At 67.7% G+C, this 18666-nt stretch carries 15 protein-coding genes and 1 pseudogene; 11 read left to right on the top strand and 5 right to left on the bottom strand.

What is annotated here, in order from left to right; all coding sequences use genetic code 11:
• Positions 1 to 3 precede the first annotated feature (3 nt).
• From ASD18_RS04865 to dnaK, 5 genes are all read right to left on the bottom strand, one after another.
• A complete protein-coding gene (locus ASD18_RS04865; RefSeq protein ID WP_235522263.1) occupies positions 4 to 1182 on the bottom strand; it encodes an aminotransferase class V-fold PLP-dependent enzyme in 1179 nt (392 codons plus the stop codon).
• A gap of 238 nt (positions 1183 to 1420) precedes the next feature.
• Entirely contained in the window at positions 1421 to 1843 is a 423-nt protein-coding gene (locus ASD18_RS04860; protein WP_056087437.1) for a heat shock protein transcriptional repressor HspR, read from the bottom strand.
• Positions 1844 to 1845: 2 nt separating this feature from the next.
• A complete protein-coding gene (locus ASD18_RS04855; RefSeq protein ID WP_056087434.1) occupies positions 1846 to 2811 on the bottom strand; it encodes a DnaJ C-terminal domain-containing protein in 966 nt (321 codons plus the stop codon).
• A gap of 74 nt (positions 2812 to 2885) precedes the next feature.
• Positions 2886 to 3446 (bottom strand): nucleotide exchange factor GrpE, encoded by a 561-nt coding sequence (gene grpE, locus ASD18_RS04850; RefSeq protein ID WP_235522262.1) that lies wholly within the window; start codon positions 3444 to 3446, stop codon positions 2886 to 2888.
• The gene (dnaK, locus tag ASD18_RS04845; RefSeq protein WP_056087433.1) at positions 3443 to 5308 is read right to left on the bottom strand and encodes a molecular chaperone DnaK; all 1866 of its coding nucleotides are present in this window, start codon (positions 5306 to 5308) and stop codon (positions 3443 to 3445) included. The genes grpE and dnaK overlap by 4 nt, the downstream gene beginning before the upstream one ends.
• A 363-nt stretch (positions 5309 to 5671) precedes the next feature.
• Between dnaK and ASD18_RS04840 the strand changes: the two genes are divergently transcribed.
• The 11 genes and pseudogenes from ASD18_RS04840 to ASD18_RS04800 all read left to right on the top strand — a co-directional run bounded on the left by ASD18_RS04840 (position 5672) and on the right by ASD18_RS04800 (position 18665).
• Positions 5672 to 6313, top strand: a complete 642-nt coding sequence (locus ASD18_RS04840) for a TnsA-like heteromeric transposase endonuclease subunit (RefSeq protein WP_235522261.1) — start codon at positions 5672 to 5674, stop codon at positions 6311 to 6313.
• Positions 6310 to 7956 carry a helix-turn-helix domain-containing protein gene (locus ASD18_RS04835; RefSeq protein ID WP_235522260.1) on the top strand — a complete coding sequence of 549 codons (1647 nt, stop codon included), beginning with the start codon at positions 6310 to 6312 and terminating at the stop codon, positions 7954 to 7956. Before ASD18_RS04840 ends, ASD18_RS04835 begins: the two co-directional genes overlap by 4 nt.
• A complete protein-coding gene (locus ASD18_RS21495; protein WP_235522259.1) occupies positions 7890 to 8306 on the top strand; it encodes a hypothetical protein in 417 nt (138 codons plus the stop codon). The genes ASD18_RS04835 and ASD18_RS21495 overlap by 67 nt, the downstream gene beginning before the upstream one ends.
• On the top strand, positions 8303 to 9367 hold the full coding sequence (locus ASD18_RS04830; RefSeq protein WP_056087425.1) for an ATP-binding protein: 1065 nt from the start codon (positions 8303 to 8305) through the stop codon (positions 9365 to 9367). Before ASD18_RS21495 ends, ASD18_RS04830 begins: the two co-directional genes overlap by 4 nt.
• Positions 9339 to 9794 (top strand): annotated as a pseudogene (locus ASD18_RS21835) (TniQ family protein); the annotation flags it as partial. The gene ASD18_RS04830 and the pseudogene ASD18_RS21835, both read left to right, overlap by 29 nt.
• A gap of 183 nt (positions 9795 to 9977) precedes the next feature.
• Positions 9978 to 11036 (top strand): hypothetical protein, encoded by a 1059-nt coding sequence (locus ASD18_RS21490; RefSeq protein ID WP_235522258.1) that lies wholly within the window; start codon positions 9978 to 9980, stop codon positions 11034 to 11036.
• A 21-nt stretch (positions 11037 to 11057) separates the two neighbouring features.
• Entirely contained in the window at positions 11058 to 11402 is a 345-nt protein-coding gene (locus ASD18_RS04820; protein ID WP_156387896.1) for a hypothetical protein, read from the top strand.
• A 124-nt stretch (positions 11403 to 11526) separates the two neighbouring features.
• Positions 11527 to 11910: a helix-turn-helix domain-containing protein gene (locus tag ASD18_RS04815; protein WP_200938478.1), complete on the top strand. Its 384-nt coding sequence runs from the start codon at positions 11527 to 11529 to the stop codon at positions 11908 to 11910.
• A 253-nt stretch (positions 11911 to 12163) separates the two neighbouring features.
• On the top strand, positions 12164 to 14134 hold the full coding sequence (locus ASD18_RS04810; RefSeq protein WP_056087415.1) for a class I SAM-dependent DNA methyltransferase: 1971 nt from the start codon (positions 12164 to 12166) through the stop codon (positions 14132 to 14134).
• Positions 14131 to 15477 carry a restriction endonuclease subunit S gene (locus tag ASD18_RS04805; protein ID WP_056087412.1) on the top strand — a complete coding sequence of 449 codons (1347 nt, stop codon included), beginning with the start codon at positions 14131 to 14133 and terminating at the stop codon, positions 15475 to 15477. Before ASD18_RS04810 ends, ASD18_RS04805 begins: the two co-directional genes overlap by 4 nt.
• Positions 15477 to 18665, top strand: a complete 3189-nt coding sequence (locus ASD18_RS04800) for a type I restriction endonuclease subunit R (protein WP_056087409.1) — start codon at positions 15477 to 15479, stop codon at positions 18663 to 18665. Before ASD18_RS04805 ends, ASD18_RS04800 begins: the two co-directional genes overlap by 1 nt.
• Position 18666 lies beyond the last annotated feature (1 nt).

Raw genomic sequence — 18666 nt, 5'->3', positions numbered from 1 at the left:
ACATCATCGGAGCGCCGTTAGCAGGCGGTCCAGCTCGTCGTCGGACGTGTAGTAGTGCGGGCTCGCGCGGACGACCTCCGTCAGGCCGCGGACGCCGTAGTCGAGCTGGGCCGACGAGATCCGCGTGACGCTCACGTTCACGCCGGCAGCGGCGACGCGGGCGCGGACGTCGTCGGCCCGCATCCCGTCGACGGTGAACGTGACGATGCCCGAACGCCGCACTCCCTTGTCGCGGACGGTGACCCCGAGGGTGTGCGCGAGCTCCTCGCGGAGCCGGTCCGCGAGCGCCGTGACCCGCTCCTCGATCGCGGGCAGCCCGATCGCGAGCGCGTAGTCCGCCGCCGCGCCGAGCCCGAGGTTGTCGGCGATCGACCGCTCCCACGTCTCGAAGCGCAGGGCGCCCGGGACCACCTCCCAGGTCGTCGGCGACGTCCAGGTGGCCGCGCCGAGGCCGAGGACGGGCGGGACCAGGCGCTCGGTGATGGCACGGGATGCGTAGAGGAAGCCGGTGCCGCGGGGACCGCGCACGAACTTGCGACCGGTGGCGGCGAGCAGGTCGCAGCCGAGCCTGGTCACGTCGACGTCGAGCTGGCCGACCGACTGGCACGCGTCGAGCAGGAACGGGACGCCCGCCCGGCGGGTCAGGGCACCGACCTCCGCCGCCGGGTTCACGACGCCTCCCCCGGTCGGGATGTGCGTCAGGGCGACGAGGGCGACGTCGTCGTCGAGCCGGCGCTCGAGCTGGTCCAGGTCGACCTGCCCGTGCTCGTCGTCCTCGATGACCTCGAGGGTGGCGCCCGTGCGCTCGCAGGCCTGGAGCAGGGCGATCGCGTTGCTGATGTACTCCGTGCGCGCCGTGAGGATCCGCTGCCCCGTGGCGAGCGGGAGCGAGGAGAACGCCACGTTCCAGGCGGCCGTCGCGCTCTGCACCAGGGCGATCTCGTCGGGCTGGGCGTGGACCAGCCGCGCGACCGAGCCGTAGACCGCCGCGACACGGTCCTGCGACTCGGCCTCCGCCTCGTACGGACCGATCTCCGCCTCACGCCGCAGGTGCGCGATCACCGTGTCCGTCACGACGCTCGGGCGCAGGGCACCGCCGGCGTTGTTCAGGTGAGCGACGTGGTCGATGCCGGGCGTGTCGCGCCGAGCCTTGTCGAGGTCGATGCCGAGGTCGATCGTCACGGCGCCGAGTGTAGGCAGCCGATCGTCATCGACCCATGGCCACTCCCGCGGAAGTGGCCCCGAGCGCCTGCTCCCCCGGGGACGTCCGCAGGATCGAGCGCCCCAGCGACCGGATCTGCGGACGTCCGCATTCGTCGGGGCTCGGGGCCTCTCGAGTGCGGACGTTGCGGGGTGGTGGTGCGGGACGTCCGCGCTCGTGGGGGTTCCGGGCCCATCGAGTGCGGACGTTGCGGGGGGGTCAGCGGGAGCTGGGGCGCCAGAGGACGACCGCGGCGCGGTCGGCCGTCGTCGTCGGGCGGCGGCTGCGGCTGGCGGTGCGGTTGACCGCGACCACGTCGCCGCGGGGGTCGGCGGTGAAGATGCGACGGCCGGGGTCGACGAACGCGCGCAGGTACTCGATCTGCCGCTTCAAGCCTTCGAGCTCCGCCTCGAGCTCGAGGATCCGCTTGATGCCCGCCAGGTTGACGCCCTCGTCCTGGGACAGCCGCTGCACCTCGCGCAGGGTGGCGATGTCCCGCAGCGAGTACCGGCGCCCGCGGCCGCTCGCGCGGCTGGGGCTGACCAGTCCGAGGCGGTCGTACTGGCGCAGGGTCTGCGGGTGCATCCCGGCCAGCTCGGCGGCGACCGAGATGACGTACACCTTGGCGTCCTCGCCGGCCATGTCTACTTCTTCGCCGCGGCGAGCAGGTCCGCGCGCACGTCCTCACCGGACGTGGCGATGCCGAACGCCTGGACGGCCTCGCGGGCGGCGCCGTTGAGCCGCTGGGGCACGACGACCTGGACGGTGGTCAGCAGGTCGCCCTTGGTGCCGGGGACGCCCTTGCCCTTGACGCGCAGGACGCGCCCGGACGGGGTGCCCTCGGGCACGCGGACGCGGACGGTGGACCCGTCGAGCGTCGGCACCTCGATCGTCGCGCCCAGCGCGGCCTCGTCGAAGGCCACGGGCACGGTGATGCGCAGGTTGTCGCCGTCGAGGGAGAACACCGGGTGCGGCGTGACGCGCACGGTGATGACCAGGTCGCCCGCGGGGGCGCCACGGTCGCCGGGGCGCCCCTTGCCGCGCAGGCGGATCTTCTGGCCGTCTCGGACCCCCGCGGGGATGCGGGCGTTCACGGTCCGGCCCTCGACCACGAGCGAGACCGTCGATCCCTCGACCGCCTGCCGGAACGGGAGGGTCGCGCTGGTGGCCAGGTCGGCCCCCTGCTGCGGACCGGGGGCGAACCCGCCACCCGCGTTGCCGAACAGCCCACCGAGGATGTCCTCGAAGCCGGCGGCGCCGCCGGGCGCATTCGTGTACCGGACGCGACCGCCGCCCTGCTGACCGCCGAACATGCCACCGAAGACGTCCTCGAACCCGGCGCCGCCGCGGCCACCCGACGTGAAGCGCGGGCCGCCCGCCATGGCGCGCAGCTGGTCGTACTGGCCGCGCTGCTCGGTGTCGGACAGAACCGCGTAGGCCTCGCCGACGTCCTTGAACCGGGCCTCGGCCTTGGCGTCGCCCGGGTTGTGGTCCGGGTGCATCTGGCGCGCGAGCTTGCGGTACGCCTTCTTGATGGTGGCGGCGTCGGCATCCTTGGGCACGCCGAGGACGGAGTAGAAGTCCTTCTCGAGCCAGTCCTGACCGGTCACGCCGCCTCCTTCCTTGAGTCTGTGGAGCAGCGTCCGGGCAACGACCTGCTCGTTGCCCGGACGCTACCCGTGTTCTACGCCTCGGGGTCCACGACCGCGACGCGGGCCGCCCGGATGATCCGGTCGGGCGTGCGGTACCCCGGCTGGAGCACCATCTGCACGGTCGACTCCGAGACGTCCGGGGCGTGCGAGTGCATGAGCGCCTCGTGGATCGCGGGGTCGAACGGCTCCCCGACCGCGCCGTAGCGGGTCACCCCGAAGCGACCGAGGGTCGCGTCGAGCTTCTCCGCGATGGGCAGGAACGGCCCGGTGAGGTCGCCGTGCTGGCGGGCCAGCTCGATGTCGTCGAGCACCGGGATCAGCGCCTCGACGATCTCGTGCACCCCGCGGTCGTGGGCGGCGAGGGCGTCGGCCTTCGACCGCTTCACGAACCCGGAGTACTGCTGCTCGAGGTTGTAGTAGGCCGCCTTGGAGCGCTGGAGCTCGTCCAGACGCTCCGCCGCGAGCTTCTCCGCCTCGACGAGACCCTCGAGGACGACCTCCTCCTCGGCGGAGGCCGCGATGGACTCCGCGTCGGCGAGGATCTGCTCCTCGGGCGTCAGGTCGCCGTCGGCGTCCTCGGTACCGGACGTCACTTCGACGCCGCCTCGTCCTCGTCGTCGACGATCTCGGCGTCCACGACGTCCTCGTCGGACGACGCGTCAGCCGTCGGCTGCTCGTCGGCCGGCGCAGCGCCCGCCATGTTCTCGGCGGAGTAGATCGCCTCGCCGATCTTCTGGCTGGCCGCGAGCAGGGCCGAGTGCTTGGCCTTGACCGCGTCGATGTCCGTGCCCTCGAGCGCCGTCTTGAGCTCGCCGACCGCGGCCTGGACCTCGGTCTTGACGTCGTCGGGCAGCTTGTCCGCGTTGTCGACCAGCAGCTTCTCGGTCGAGTAGACCAGCTGCTCGGCCGTGTTGCGGGTCTCGGCCTCCTCGCGACGCGCCTTGTCCTCGGCGGCGTGCTCCTCGGCCTCGCGCACCATGCGCTCGATGTCCTCCTTGGGGAGGGCCGAGCCGCCGGTGATCGTCATCGACTGCTCCTTGTTGGTGCCGCGGTCCTTGGCGGACACGTGCACGATGCCGTTCGCGTCGATGTCGAACGTGACCTCGATCTGCGGCACGCCACGCGGCGCCGGCGCGATGCCGGTGAGCTCGAACGTGCCGAGCGGCTTGTTGTCCCGCGCGAACTCACGCTCGCCCTGGAACACCTGGATCAGCACGGACGGCTGGTTGTCCTCGGCGGTGGAGAAGATCTCCGAGCGCTTGGTCGGGATGGCCGTGTTGCGCTCGATGAGCTTGGTCATCACGCCGCCCTTGGTCTCGATGCCGAGGCTCAGCGGGGTGACGTCGATGAGCAGGACGTCCTTGCGGTCGCCCTTCATGACGCCGGCCTGCAGCGCGGCACCGACGGCGACGACCTCGTCCGGGTTGACGCCCTTGTTGGGCTCCTTGCCGCCGGTCAGCTCCTTGACGACCTCGCTGACGGCCGGCATACGGGTCGAGCCGCCGACGAGCACGATGTGGTCGATCGCGGACAGCTGGATGCCGGCGTCACGGATGACCGACCGGAACGGCTCCTTGGTGCGGTCGAGCAGGTCCTGCGTCATCTGCTGGAACTGCGCGCGCGTGAGCTTGGTGTCCAGGTGGACCGGGCCGTTCTCGCTCATGGACAGGTACTGCAGCGAGATGTTGGTGCTCGTCGCGGACGAGAGCTCCTTCTTGGCCTGCTCCGCTGCCTCGCGCAGACGCTGCACGGCGATCTTGTCCTTGGCCAGGTCGACGCCCGTGGAGTTCTTCACCTCGGAGACCAGGAAGTCGACGATCCGGTTGTCCCAGTCGTCGCCGCCGAGCCGGTTGTCGCCGGAGGTCGCGCGGACCTCGATCGTCGAGAAGCCGTCGTCGTCCTTGCCCACCTCGAGGAGGGAGACGTCGAACGTGCCGCCGCCGAGGTCGAAGACGAGGATGAGCTCGTCCTCCTTGCCGCGCTCCAGGCCGTAGGCCAGGGCGGCCGCGGTGGGCTCGTTGATGATGCGCAGGACGTTGAGGCCCGCGATGGCGCCGGCGTCCTTGGTGGCCTGGCGCTCGGCGTCGTTGAAGTACGCCGGGACCGTGATGACCGCGTCGGTGACGGGCTCGCCCAGGTAGGCCTCCGCGTCACGCTTGAGCTTGGAGAGCACCCGCGCGCTGATCTCCTGCGCGGTGTACTTCTTGTCGTCGATCGCCTGCGACCAGTCCGTGCCCATGTGGCGCTTGACCGACGAGATCGTGCGCTCGACGTTGGTGACGGCCTGGCGCTTGGCGATCTCGCCGACCAGCACCTCACCCGTCTTGGAGAACGCGACCACCGACGGCGTCGTGCGCGACCCCTCGGCGTTGGCGATGACCGTGGGCTCGCCGCCCTCGAGGACTGCGACCACCGAGTTGGTGGTGCCGAGGTCGATGCCGACTGCTCGTGCCATGTGTGTGCCTTCTTTCGTGTCGTGCGGGGTTCGGGTGGCCCGTGAAGGACCGCTCTTGAGTCCGGCTGGCTCAAGTCTGCGTCGGGTTGGGGCTCGGCGCAAACTCGGGACGGTCGAACTTGAGTCTGTTGGGCTCAACCTTGCGAGCGCGCGGCGCATTCCCTGCACTGGACCGGGCCCCGGCGGCAGCAGGTGTGGGATCTCATCTGAGTTGTCCAAATCTCACGTACTTGTCCACGGCGTGTCCGAATCTCACCGAGTTGTCCACGGAGGATGCTCGTCTTCGTGGGACCGAGCGCGGCTCGAGCCGCGTACGTGACAGCTGAGGGGCGCGAGCTCGAAGCCGACCTCTCAGCAGTCGACATGTCCCTCGTGGCGCATGGGGTCCCCGTCCGCATCCCGCCGTCCTACGCAGGCCAGCGCCACTACCCCGGCCTGTTCTGGTCGACGACGAACCAAGCTCACGTCGTCTACGAGAGTCTGCTTGAGTTGTCATGGCTCTGGCTCGCGGACTTCGATCCGTGCGTGGTGCGGCTGGCGGCCCAACCGATGAGGGTGACGGGCCTTGACGGGAGTCGCACCAGGGTGCGGTATCCGGACTTCGCAGCGCTTCACGCAGACGGTCGCGCGCTCGTCGTCGATGTGAAGCCAGTCGACATGCTCGAGGACGACGATGTCCGCGCGTCGTTGGCGTGGACGGCGCGGGTGTTCGGCGACGCCGCTCTGGCGTACTCGGTGTGGTCGGGCGCGCCGCGGGAACAGTTGCGGAACGTGCGACTCCTGGCGTCGGCCCGCAGGCCGGGCTTGGTCGCCGACGGAGATGTCGAGGCGGCTGTGCATCTCTGTTCGGAGGAGGGCACCCAGATCGGCCACCTGGAACGTCAGCTTGCTGCCGAGACCAGGGCACCTCCGCGCGCCGCGGTCTTCGCCGCGATGTGGCGTGGACAGCTTCGCTGCGACATGACCCGTCCGATCTCTGCACTCACCGAGGTGGTGCCGGTATGAGCCAGGCGGGGACGATCGAGATCCGACCGGGTGGCCGCGTCTGGTGGAGTGGAGCGGTCTGGCAGGTCGAAGCAGTCAGCGCACGGGATGTCGTCCTCCGTCGCGATCTCGAGGTTGTCCGTGTCGTGGCGGAGTCGCTCATCGACGGATCGCGCCATCTCAACAACGACGAGCAAGCCCGGTCAGACCTTCCGGCGGCACTTGGGTCGGTCGCGCTCGATGCGCTTCCTGCGTCAGCTCGGCGCGTCGTTGAAGCTGAGGCTCGTGCGATCGCAGGCGTCGTCGATGGCGAGGGGAGCTTGGCGTCGCGAGTCGCTCGGGCCGCCGACGAGCTTGGTGTTGACGTTCGTACCGTGAGGCGCCGCGTCGCTGCCTACCAGCGCGCCGGCATCGACGGGTTGGTGGACGGGCGTTGGGCCGGAAGGCGGTCGGCCAACGTCGATCCGCGCTGGGATGCCGTGCTCATAGCCGTCCTGAGGAGTTACACGAATGCGTCGACGCCTTCCGTGTTGGCGGTGATCGACGAGACGAACCGGCAGGTCGTTTCCGTGCATGGATCCGACGTCGAACTGCCGTCTCGCGCGACGGCGTACCGGCGAGTTGATTCGCTGAGCAAGGGGCGGCACACGTTTGGGTCGGCGAAATCTCGTCGCTCTGTGGCGAAGCGGCCCGACGGGGTGCTGGGCCGACTTCGTGCTGACCGCCCCGGCGAGTACATCGTGCTCGACACGAACTCGCTCGACGTATTCGCGATGGAGCCGGTGACGCGGCGATGGGTTCCGGTGCAACTGACGGTTGCGATGGACCTCTTCTCGCGATGCATCCTCGGGCTGCGCCTAACTCCGGTGTCGACGAAAGCCGTCGACGTGGCGAACGTGCTGTTCCAGTGCGTGCTGCCACAGAGCGACGGCCGAGAGCCTTGGCCGTACCACGGGGTGCCATCGAACGTGCTCGTCGGCACCGAGGAGCCCGACGGTGTGCACCAGCAGCGGCGCGGAGGACTGCCAGCAATCATCCCGGACACGATCGTCACGGACCACGGCAAGCAGTACATCTCGGCGCACGTGATCGGCGCATGCGCTCGTCTGGGGATCTGCGTGCAGCCGGCGATCAAGGACAAGCCGACAGACAAACCAACTCTGGAGCGGTTCTTCGGCACGTTGCGCCTGTCCCTGTTGCAGCACCTGTCCGGCTACAAAGGACCGGACGTGTACTCGCGTGGCAAGGACGTCGAGGACGGAGCTTTCTACTACGTCGCGGAGTTGGAGCAGATCATCCGCGAGTGGGTTGCGACGGTCTACCACCACTCGCTGCACGACGGGCTGGCGGTCGCCGAGCTCCCGCGGGCTCGGTTCACGCCGGCGCAGATGTTCGAGGTCGGCCTGGCCCGTATGGGAGGCCTGGTGCTGCCCTCCGCACGCGACCTGGCGTTCGAGTTTCTCGATGTGAAGTGGCGGACCATTCAGCACTCGGGGTCGAGGTCAACGGCTTGCGCTACGACGGTGAAGCTCTCAACCCGTACCGCAATCTGCGGTCTGCGTACGGCGGTGCGTACGCGGGCAAGTGGCCTCTGCACGTGGACACCCACGACGTGCGGCACGTGTGGTTCCGAGATCCCGTCGATGACTCGTGGCACGAGCTGACATGGGAGCACGCACCTTCTCTCGACGCGCCCTTCAGCCTCGACGCCGTCCACTACGCGAAGAAGGTCGCGCTCCAGGGCATCCACATCGACAACCCCTCGGCGGCCGTCTACGAGCTGCTCGCCTCGTGGCAGCGCGGCGAAGTGACGACGCGCCGCCACCAGAGCCTTGCTCGTCGTCTCGCGTCCCAGCCGGCACATGACGCCCAAGGCGATGCGCGACAGGTCGCGGCCCTGCCCGGAGTCATCGATCTGCTGGAACGTCGTGCCGCTCGTCAACAGCCGCCGGACGACCTGGACGTGTTCGAGCGGTACGCCCATCTCGAGTCGTTGGAGGTGTTCGACGAGTGACGAACCGGTGGGCGGAGTGGCTGAGGCGCAATGGCACCACTCGGTTCGACATGGCTCGCAAGGCGGGATGGGACGCGTTCGTGAACGCGGCACCGCGCGAGCCCTTGGAGCGCCTCGACCGCCGCCAGATTGCGGCGCTCGACGAAGAGGAGCTGGAGGACTACAACGAGGCGCGGATCGTGTGGAACGCGAATCTGCCTACTGTGCAAACACCGCAGCTACTCGCCGCGTACTCCGTCTTCGAGCAGGTGCTGGCCTCGGGACGCCGTGACGGCGACCGCCAGCGCGGATCCGTGGTGGTCAGCGCCGACGCCGGTCGTGGCAAGTCAACGACCGCCCAGCAATTCGGGCGGGATCTGCATCGGCGCATCTGCCGGCGCGAGGGTGCGCTAACGCCGGAGGGTCATCAGAGATGGCCAGTCGCCTTCATCCCCCTCTCTGCCGGGATGACCCTCAAGGGCTTGAACCAGAAGATCCTCGAGTTCTACGGGCACCCAGCCGCGGCGAGGTCATCGACGACGTCGCTGGGGTCGTTCGCGGTTGACTGCGTCCTGTCGTGCCAGACCCGATTGATCGTGCTCGACGAGCTGCACTTCATCGACTTCCGACACCGGCACGGGATCGAGGTGTCCAACCACCTGAAGTGGCTGGCCAACGAGATGCCGGTGACCTTCATGTACGTCGGCATCAATCTCGCCGAGAGGGGGTTCTTCGACGACGGGCTGGCCGGCGAGCAGGCCATCTACGCGCAGACCAGCAGGCGGGCAACGCGCTGCACTCTCTCTGCGTTCAGCCTCGACAGCGACGCGAGCCACGCGATGTGGATCAAGACGCTGCGGGCGCTCGAGGGCGGCATCGTGCTAGCCGAGGCCCGCCCGGGGATGCTCACTGACCACGCCCGGGAGATCTTTCGCCGCACTCAGGGCAACCTCGGCTCGCTAACCAACCTCATCGACGGCGCCTGCCTCCTGGCGATTACCAAGGGCGCCGAGACCATTGACGCGGACATCCTGGCCGCGGTGGTCATGGACAATGCCGCGACTCGCAGCGCAGCACGCTGACCGCGCTGCGCGCTCAGACGACCGTCCGCGACTGCGCGTCGCGATCGCGGGATACGACGTCAACCAGTGGCCGATCGCGGTACCTCCCTACGACAACGAACTGCCGCAGTCCTGGCTGTCACGTGTCGGAGCTCGCTACGGAGTCCCGCCCTCGACGGTCGCGCGGCTCGCCAAGGATCCGTCCGTCAAATTGACATCGTCTACCGCCGGGCAGTTGGCCTCTTCGGTGGCACTGCTTCTTCGAGTCCAAGCCCCTCCTGCGTCACCTACGCACCGGGAGATGGAGGTCGACCGGTGGGCCGCCACCTACGGCCGAATGCGACGGAGCCAGCAGGGCGCGTCGTTCTGCCCACTCTGTCTAGGCGATCCCGACCCCTTCTGGCGCACCGAGTGGACCGAGCCCCTGCGCCTCGTGTGCCGACGTCACCGGGTTCTACTGGTCGACGTCTGCCCCACGTGCGGCAAGCGACCGTTCGGCCCGCACTCCTCGTGGTCGCAGCGGATCTCACCGGCGTGGATGTGCCCGTCGCGACGCGACGACGACGTCCGCATCCACCGGACTCGCCGCGAGTGGTGCAGAACGGACCTGCGGGCCGGTGGGGCATCCGTGGTGAGCGACGCTCAGCTCGACGCGGTCGAGCACCTCGATCACGCGCTGGAAGCTGCCGCTCGCGATCCGGGTGGCCCGACTGCTCTGTGGCAGTGGACGACGACGTCTACCGAGTACGCCCATGCGTTGTTGGAATTGATCGACGAACAGGTACGGGCGAACAGATGGGCGCACGCCAGTTCGCGTGAACTCGTCACGGCCATCGATGTCGCGTCGCAGGTGATGACAGCCGCCTCCCCAGAGGCCGTCGAGGCCATCGCGGCGCGTCATGGTGTTCTTGATCCCGTCGGTACCCACACGCCGATTGCGCCCAAGGAACACGACTACCACCCGCGCAGTTCCCTGCTCGTTTCGCTACGCCTCGCGTCCCTGGCACGGCACCTGTCGCTCGGGCAGCAGCTCATGTTCCGCACCGCGTCCGGACGCCCGCGACCTCCTGTGAGGACCGAGCGCCGCGATGGTCCCCGCCGCCTGCCGGAGGGCACGTGGCCTGCCAGGGGATGGGTCCCGCCGGCGCTGTGGGCTGGCGAACTGACCGACCACGTCAGTGTCGACGAAAGCTGCGGCCGGGCGGCTCTGTCGCTGGCACTGTCCAAGGTCGGGTCGAGCATCCCGCTACGGGCGATCGCGCTCGATCTCGGGCTGCCGGCGTGGCTGGCCGACCGGATCGCCAAGACTCTGAGCAACCGCACGCGCAACGAGCTCGAACGACTGACTGCCGATCTCGAGCGGCTGTTCTCTCGCCTCGAGGCGGCTCCTCCCCCGATCGACTACTCGCATCGCGTTGCCGTCGGGCGCGATCTCGCGACGGTTCGGGCGGCAGCCGTCGAGGCTGCGAGCTTTCAAAGCATCGCGTTGGACGAGGCCGAAGAGGTTGCGGCCTCAGTCGCCTTATGGGTCGCCTACACCGGTTCGCACCCACGATTCTGTCCGTTGCCCCTCAACGACGGACTGCAGCCACCCTGGCCATCCGGACTCAATCGGGCCGAGTTCCTGGACGACGGCTTCCTGCAACTTCCCCACGACCAAGGGGAGCCAATGGCGTGGTGGCCACCTTGAAGACCAGCCAGTAGCGCCCTCGTGGCCATCACCGGCCGACGGCGACGGCGGGCAATGTCAGGCTTCGGCGGCCAAGATCCCGACATCGCCTACGCGATGGAGCGGCTGATCTGGTCGACGAGCCCGTCACCGGAGCGAACCTTCGACGGCATCACGCACGTCAAGGGCGTGGGCAACGGGAGCTGGTACTCGGAGAGTGGCGAAGTGGTGCGACGCGTCCTGGCCGGCGCCGCTCTCCACGGCATCACCACGTCGCACCCGAGCTTCGCTGCGCTCTCCCACACGCTGGGGGACGGCAGCGCGGACTGGGACTCCGTGCTCGGTCGCTCCCGCGACGGCGTCCTCATCCCGAAGGCGCAACGATGATTCCGAGGCCGATCAGACGGCCGTCACTGTCCACGAAGGCGACATCGAGGCCGTCGGGGGCCTCCAGGAAGTCTGCTACCCGCACGAACTGTCGAAGCACGCCGAGCGGTAGAGGGCCGGGCAGGTGAATAGCAACTTCGAGGTCGGCCGCCTCTGCTTGATCCGCCATTGCCAAACGCCCGCCTTCCATGCCCTGCTAGCGGGGCAGACATTCGTGCCCTACTCGTATGACATCACAGACGTGCCGGTGGATCCCCTGACTGTCGAACCTGAACGGCGCGAAGCCTGGGCTCGCAGCCGGCAGCAGGTCGGCTCAAACGTCCGCAGGCTCCGACTCGCCGCAGGCCTGACACAGGAGGCCCTCGCACTCGAGAGCGGTCTGAGTCGCAATGTGCTGATCGATCTCGAGCACGGTCGACGCGGCGTTCTGTTCGAGCGGCTCTTCGACGTCGCTGAAGCCCTGGGAACCGGCGTCGACGAACTGGTCACTCTCACGCCTCAGGCATAGGGGCTCACCACTCGGATCGGCCAGTGAACGGCTGTACGCGTGACGCGAGGATGGGCAGCAACCCAGGCGTGCTTCGCCCCATGATGCTTAAGCAATTCCTCCCCAAGCGAGACCCTGGGCTGCACGGCTGGCGGTCGCCGGTCACAAGCGGCACCCCATCTCGGCGGTAACCTCGCGAGGGATCAGCGGCGATCGCTACCCGGCGGCTCGTGTGGGCCGCCCAGGGCACGCCAGAGGGACGAGGGCGTACTAAGTGAGCAAGCTCAGCGGTTTCGTGTGGTCGATCGCGGACCAGTTGCGTGGTCCGTATCAACAGCACGAGTACGGGTCTGTGATTCTGCCGATGACGATCCTTCGCCGGCTCGACGCGATCCTCGAACCACACCGTGAGCAGATCGTCCAGCTGATCGCAGGCGTCGACTCCGAGATGCGCCAGGCGTCGCTAGTGCGCCAGGCAACCGGGCTGCGGTTCTACAACACCTCGAAGTTCACGCTGACGACGTTGCTGAAGGACCCCGACGGTCTTCAGGCCAATCTCACTGAGTACGTCAACTCCTTCTCCTCGGCGATCGACGTGTTCGACCGCTTCAAGTTCGACGACGTCATCGCGAAGCTCGACGAAAAAGACCGCCTATTCCTGGTGGTGGAGCGGTTCGTCAAGGTCGACCTGCACCCCGACGTCATCTCCAACTCCGACATGGGCGACCTGTTCGAGGACCTGATCCGCCGTTTCGCTGAGGCCTCCAACGCCACGGCCGGTGACCACTTCACCCCGCGCGACGCAGTGCGCCTCGTCGTGGACCTGATGTTCGCGGAGGACAACGACGCTCTGCTCGAGAAGGGCGCAGTGCGCACGGTGTACGACCCGACTGCCGGCACCGGCGGCATGCTCTCGCTCGCCGACGAGCACCTGAGGGCCCAGAATCCCGAAGCCCGCCTGACCCTGTACGGGCAGGAGATCAACGACCAGTCGTACGCGATCTGCAAGTCGGACCTGCTCGCGAAGGGCCAGAGCCCCGACAACATCAAGATGGGCGACACGCTCGCTGACGACCAGTTCCCCGGCCAGACCTTCGACTACTGCCTGGCCAACCCGCCCTACGGGGTCGACTGGAAGGCGTCCGAGAAGGCCATCCGCGACGAGCACAAGCGCGGGTTCGCCGGCCGTTTCGGCCCCGGGCTGCCCGGGGTAGGCGACGGACAGATGCTCTTCCTGCTGCACCTTGCGTCCAAGATGCGCCCCGCGTCCCAAGGAGGCGGCCGCGTCGGCGTCGTCATGAACGGATCACCGCTGTTCAACGGCGGCGCGGAGTCGGGGCAATCCGAGATCCGGCGCTGGCTGCTGGAGAACGACTTGGTCGAGGCGATCGTTGCCCTGCCGACCGACATGTTCTACAACACCGGCATCTCCACCTACGTGTGGGTGCTCGACAACACCAAGTCCCCCGAGCGCGCTGGCAAAGTCCAGCTCATCGACGGGTCCAAACGGTCCACCAAGATGTCCAAGTCCTTGGGGTCCAAGCGCGTTCAGATCGGCGACGACGACCGCGGCGCGATTCTGGCCGACTACGCCGCCTTCGAGCCGAGCACGACCTCCAAGATCTTCGACACCCAGGACTTCGGCTACTGGACGATCACCGTTGAGCGTCCGCTGCGCATGAACTTCACGTGCACGCCCGAGCGCATCGACCTGATCCGCGACGACCCGAAGCTCAAGAGCACCAACCGCGACCGGCTCGCGGAAGTGCTCACCACGTTCGGCCAACAGGTTTACCGGAACCGAGACGCTTTTATGAACGACCTGGGCAAGCACCTCGGCTCGAACGGCGTCGGGCTCACCACGCCGCAACGCCGCGCTCTGTGGCTCACTCTCGGGAAGCGCGATGATGCCGCTGACGAGATCCTCGACCTCAGGGGCGACCCCGAACCCGACCCGAAGCTCCGCGACACCGAAAGCATCCCGTTCGGCTGGAACGACACGCCCAAGACTTCGGACGCCGACGGCACCACCCGGGAGGTCGTCGACCGGTATATGGCCGCCGAAGTCCTCCCTTACGTCACCGACGCCTGGGTCGACCACACCAAGACCAAGGTCGGCTACGAGGTCCCTTTCACTCGGTACTTCTACACGTACACGCAACCCCGCCCGCTACAGGAAATCGACGGGGACCTCAACGCGATCGTTGCCGAGATTCTCGATCTTCTTCAGGAGGTCGAGGCGTGAAGCAGCTCGGTCGCTACGAGCAATACCGGACCACCGAGACGGAGTGGTGCCCCGAAGTGCCACACCACTGGGGATTCGTGCCGATTCGCAGGATCGGCAGGGTGACCAACGGTGGAACGCCCGCTGCGGAACCGCACTTCTGGAACGGGGAAATTCCGTTCATGACGCCACCGGATCTCCGCTTTGCCGATGGCCGCGAGGTCGCCTCAACGCAGCGCACGGTTACCAGGGCGGGCGTCGAGGCTGGCTCGTCGACGGTGAACGCCGGCAGCATCGTGGTCTCGATCCGGGCGCCTATCGGGTACGTAGGGCGCACGATCGAAGAGACCGCGTTCAACCAGGGTTGCCGGGCGATTACACCTGACGCACGATCCGACCCGAGATATACCGCGTACTCGCTCGTCGCAGCACGAGATGAGTTGGACGCGCAAGGGCGCGGCACGACCTTCATGGAGGTCTCCGGGGGACAGTTCCTTGGAGTGCATGTGCCGCTGCCACCGCTCGACGACCAGAAGGCGATTGCCGACTTCCTGGACGACCAGACGTCGCGGATCAACACGCTGATTGCCAAGCAGGATCAACTGATCATCGCGCTCGGTGAACGCAGAGCCGCCGTTTCGGTCCAAGCCGTCACGAAAGGACGTAGAGCCCACGCGTCGATGCAGCCGAGCGGACTGCGCTGGGCACGTGAAGTCCCGGCGTCCTGGAAGGTCGCGAACATTCGTCGCTTCGCCGCGATGAAGACCGGGCACACCCCGAGTCGCTCTAACGCGGAGTACTGGATGGGCTGCACCATCCCCTGGGTCACCCTCGCGGATGTCTGGCAATTGCGAGATGGCCGGGCGACGTACCTAGCCGAGGAGACTGCCACGCACATCAATGAGCTGGGGCTTGCAAACTCCGCTGCGGAGCTGCTCCCGGCAGGAACGGTCGTGCTGTCTCGGACCGCATCGGTTGGCTTCGCCGGGATCATGCCTGTACCCATGGCGACCAGTCAGGACTACTGGAACTGGGTGTGCGGACCGGAGTTGCTGCCCACGTTCCTCCTCGCGACGTTCCGAGCCATGAGGAGCGAACTCGGCTCAATGGTCATGGGCTCAACCCATCAGACGATCTACCAGCCGATTGCCGCCGCCATGTCGATCGTGGTTCCTCCCCTCGACGAGCAGCGCGAGATTGTCGAGTTCTTGGACAACCAAACGTCGCGGATCGATGCGCTAATCGCCAAGACCGAGGAACACATCAAGCTGGCCAAGGAGCGGCGGGTAGCGCTCATCACGGCCGCTGTGACCGGGAAAATTGACGTACGGACTGCAGGTCGCGCCATTGAGGGGGTGGCCTGATGGCGGACTACCACGAGAAGCCGTTCGAGTCGGAGCTGACCAAGCACTTGGCGGCACATGGCTGGCTGTACTCGTCGTCGGACCATGAGCCCGACGCGGTGTACGACAGGGAGCGTGCGATCGTCCCCGCGGACGTGTTCGGTTGGTTGGCTGACACACAGCCTGAGGAGTTCTCGAAGGCCATCAAGGCCGGTACCTCCCAGGAGGCAGGCGCACGCAGGGCGCTGCTGGACCGGTTGTGCAAGGTGCTGGACGCCCCCGCGGACCAGGGCGGCGGCACGCTGAACGTGCTGCGTCGTGGGTTCAAGCACGTGTCGTCGTCGCTGCGGATGTGCCAGTTCCGCCCCGCGACGAGCCTGAACGCGACGACCTTGGCGGACTACGCGAAGGTCCGTGTGCGCGTTATGCGGCAGGTGCACTTTTCGACCGAGGACAACCGGTCGCTCGACCTGGTGCTGTTCGTCAACGGGCTGCCGGTGGCGACGCTGGAGTTGAAGACAGACTTCACGCAGTCGGTCGCCGAGGCGATCGAGCAGTACAAGAAGGCGCGCCAGCCCAAGGACCCCGGCGGGCACATCCAGCCGCTGCTCGGGTTCGGAAACCGCGCGTTGGTGCACTTCGCGGTGTCCAACGAGGAAGTGTGGATGACCACGCGCCTGGCCTCGGACAAGACCTATTTCCTTCCGTTCAACGCGGGCGACGGGGACGGCGGCAAGGGCAACGCACCCAACCCGCACGGGTCGGCGACGTCCTACCTGTGGGAGAAGGTGCTCGACCGGGACAACTGGCTGATGATCCTGGGCAAGTTCTGCCACGTCGAGACCAAGCGATCCCGCGACCCGATCAGCGGCGCCGTCACGAAGTCCACGACGTTGCTGTTCCCGCGGTACCACCAGTGGGAGGCCGTCACGGCGATGGTGTCCCATGCGCGCGAGCACGGGGCCGGGCAGAGCTACCTGATCCAGCACTCGGCGGGCTCGGGCAAGACGAACTCGATCGCGTGGACCGCGCACCGCCTGGCCCGGCTGTTCGACGAGCACGACCACAAGGTGTTCGACACGGTCATCGTGGTCACCGACCGCACGGTCCTGGACGACCAGCTCCAAGTCGCCGTACGGCAGATCGACTCGGCCGACACCGGCTCGGGGAGCGGCGAGGGCATCATCACGACGGTCGACGAGGTCGAGGCTCGCAAGGCGGGGTCGAAATCGTCGGCGCTGGCCGACGCGCTGACGGGGGGCAAGCTCATCGTCGTCGTGACCCTGCAGACGTTCCCATTCGCGATGGAGGCGATCGCGCAGAACAAGGGTCTGGCCGGTAAGCGGTTCGCTGTCATCGCTGACGAGGCGCATTCGTCGCAGTCGGGCACGACCGCCGGCAAGATCCGCGAGATCCTCTCGGACGCCGAGCTCGCCGACCTCGACGACGGCGGTGAGGTCTCGGCCGAGGACCAGCTCGCCGCGTTGATGACCGCCCGCGCGACGACGCCGAACGTGTCGTTCTTCGCGTTCACCGCGACCCCGAAGGCCAAGACGCTCGAGCTGTTCGGCACCCCGGACGCCGACGGGATCCCGCACCCCTTCCACACGTACACGATGAAGCAGGCCATCGAGGAGGAGTTCATCCTCGACGTGCTACGCGGGTACCAGACCTACGACACCGCGTTCCAGATCGCGCGCGCCGCGGTCGCCAGCGGGCTCGCCGGGGAAGCCGAGCTCGAGCCCTCGGTCCCTGAGGAGGCCGTCGAGGACCTGCTCGTCGACAAGTCCGCAGCCACCAAGGGCCTCATGCGCTGGGTCAAACTGCACCCGACGAACATCAGCCAGAAGTGCGCGATCATCGTCGAGCACTTCCGGGAGAACGTCGCCCACCTGCTCGACGGGCACGCCAAGGCGATGGTCGTCACCGACTCGCGCAAAGCAGCCGTCCGGTACAAGACGCAGATCGACGCATACATCGCCAAGCGCGGCTACGCGGGCATCGGAACACTGGTCGCGTTCTCAGGGTCGGTGGACGACCCCGAAACCGGTCCCGAGCCGTTCACCGAGACCTCGATGAACCCGACCAAGATCGGCTCCCAGATCGCCACGGCGTTCGCCGGCCCCGAGTACAAGGTCATGCTGGTCGCCAACAAGTTCCAGACCGGGTTCGACCAGCCGCTGCTGTGCGCGATGTACGTCGACAAGCGCCTCTCCGGGGTCCTGGCCGTGCAGACCCTGTCTCGCCTCAACCGCACTTATCGGGCGCCCTCCGGGGAGCGCAAGGACGTCACGTTCGTCCTGGACTTCGTCAACGACCCCGAAGAGATCCGCAAGTCGTTCGAGCCGTACTACACCGACGCCCGCCTGGAGACGACGACGGACCCGAACGTCGTGCACGACGTCTCCGCCAAGCTCGACCAGGCCGCGGTGTTCACCGAGGCACAGGTCGACGCCTGCGCGACCGCCTGGCTCAACCGCGCCGGCAACAACGCCCTCGCGGCGATCATCAAGCCGCCCCGCGACGAGTTCGCCAAGCGGTACACCGACGCCCTCAAACGCGACGACACCAGCGAGATCGATGCCCTCGACCAATTCCGCAAAGACGTCGGCACCTTCGTGCGGCTCTACGACTTCATGAGCCAGGTCGTCGACTATGCCGACACCCAGCTCGAGAAGCGCGCCATCTTCCTGCGCCTGCTCGAGCGCTACATCCGCGCTACCACCGTCACCGCCGACATCGACCTGTCCGACATCGTCCTCAAGAAGATCAAGCACACCAAGGGCGACCAGCTCGACATCAGCCTCGGCGACGGCACCGGCCTCCGCGGCGTCGTCGCCGCCGGATCCGGCACGACCCCCGACCCCGTGCTCGTCGCGTTCCAGGCCGTCATCGACCGCCTGAACGACCTCTTCGGCGCGGAGTTCTCCCGCGCCCAGGTCGAAGGCTTCGTCGACACCCTCGGCGCGGTACTGCTGGAGGACGAGGACCTCGTCGGGCAGGCCAAGGCCAACTCCCGTGCCCAGTTCCTCGAGTCACCCGACCTCGGCGACGCTGTCGTTGACGCGGTGTTCGCCAACCAGCACTCCCACAACGCGATCGCCGACTACATCGCCTCCGGCCACGCCGACTCCCACAAGGTCATCGTCGAGGTCGGCGCCATGATCCATGCCGCGGTTGCCGCCCAGCTGAACGCGCCCGCAAGTTAGG

The sequence above is a fragment of the Cellulomonas sp. Root137 genome (assembly GCF_001426725.1).
Classification (GTDB): Bacteria; Actinomycetota; Actinomycetes; order Actinomycetales; family Cellulomonadaceae; genus Cellulomonas.
Note: the sequence above shows the minus strand (reverse complement) of the source record. Positions and strands in the feature narration are given on the sequence as shown.

Excerpts from the sequence above, each read along its gene's own strand:
- ASD18_RS04860 (WP_056087437.1), bottom strand. The coding sequence starts at position 1,843 with ATGGCCGGCGAGGACGCCAAGGTGTACGTCATCTCGGTCGCCGCCGAG.
- dnaK (WP_056087433.1), bottom strand. The coding sequence starts at position 5,308 with ATGGCACGAGCAGTCGGCATCGACCTCGGCACCACCAACTCGGTGGTC.
- ASD18_RS04840 (WP_235522261.1), top strand. The coding sequence starts at position 5,672 with ATGTCCCTCGTGGCGCATGGGGTCCCCGTCCGCATCCCGCCGTCCTAC.
- ASD18_RS04835 (WP_235522260.1), top strand. The coding sequence starts at position 6,310 with ATGAGCCAGGCGGGGACGATCGAGATCCGACCGGGTGGCCGCGTCTGG.
- ASD18_RS04800 (WP_056087409.1), top strand. The coding sequence starts at position 15,477 with ATGGCGGACTACCACGAGAAGCCGTTCGAGTCGGAGCTGACCAAGCAC.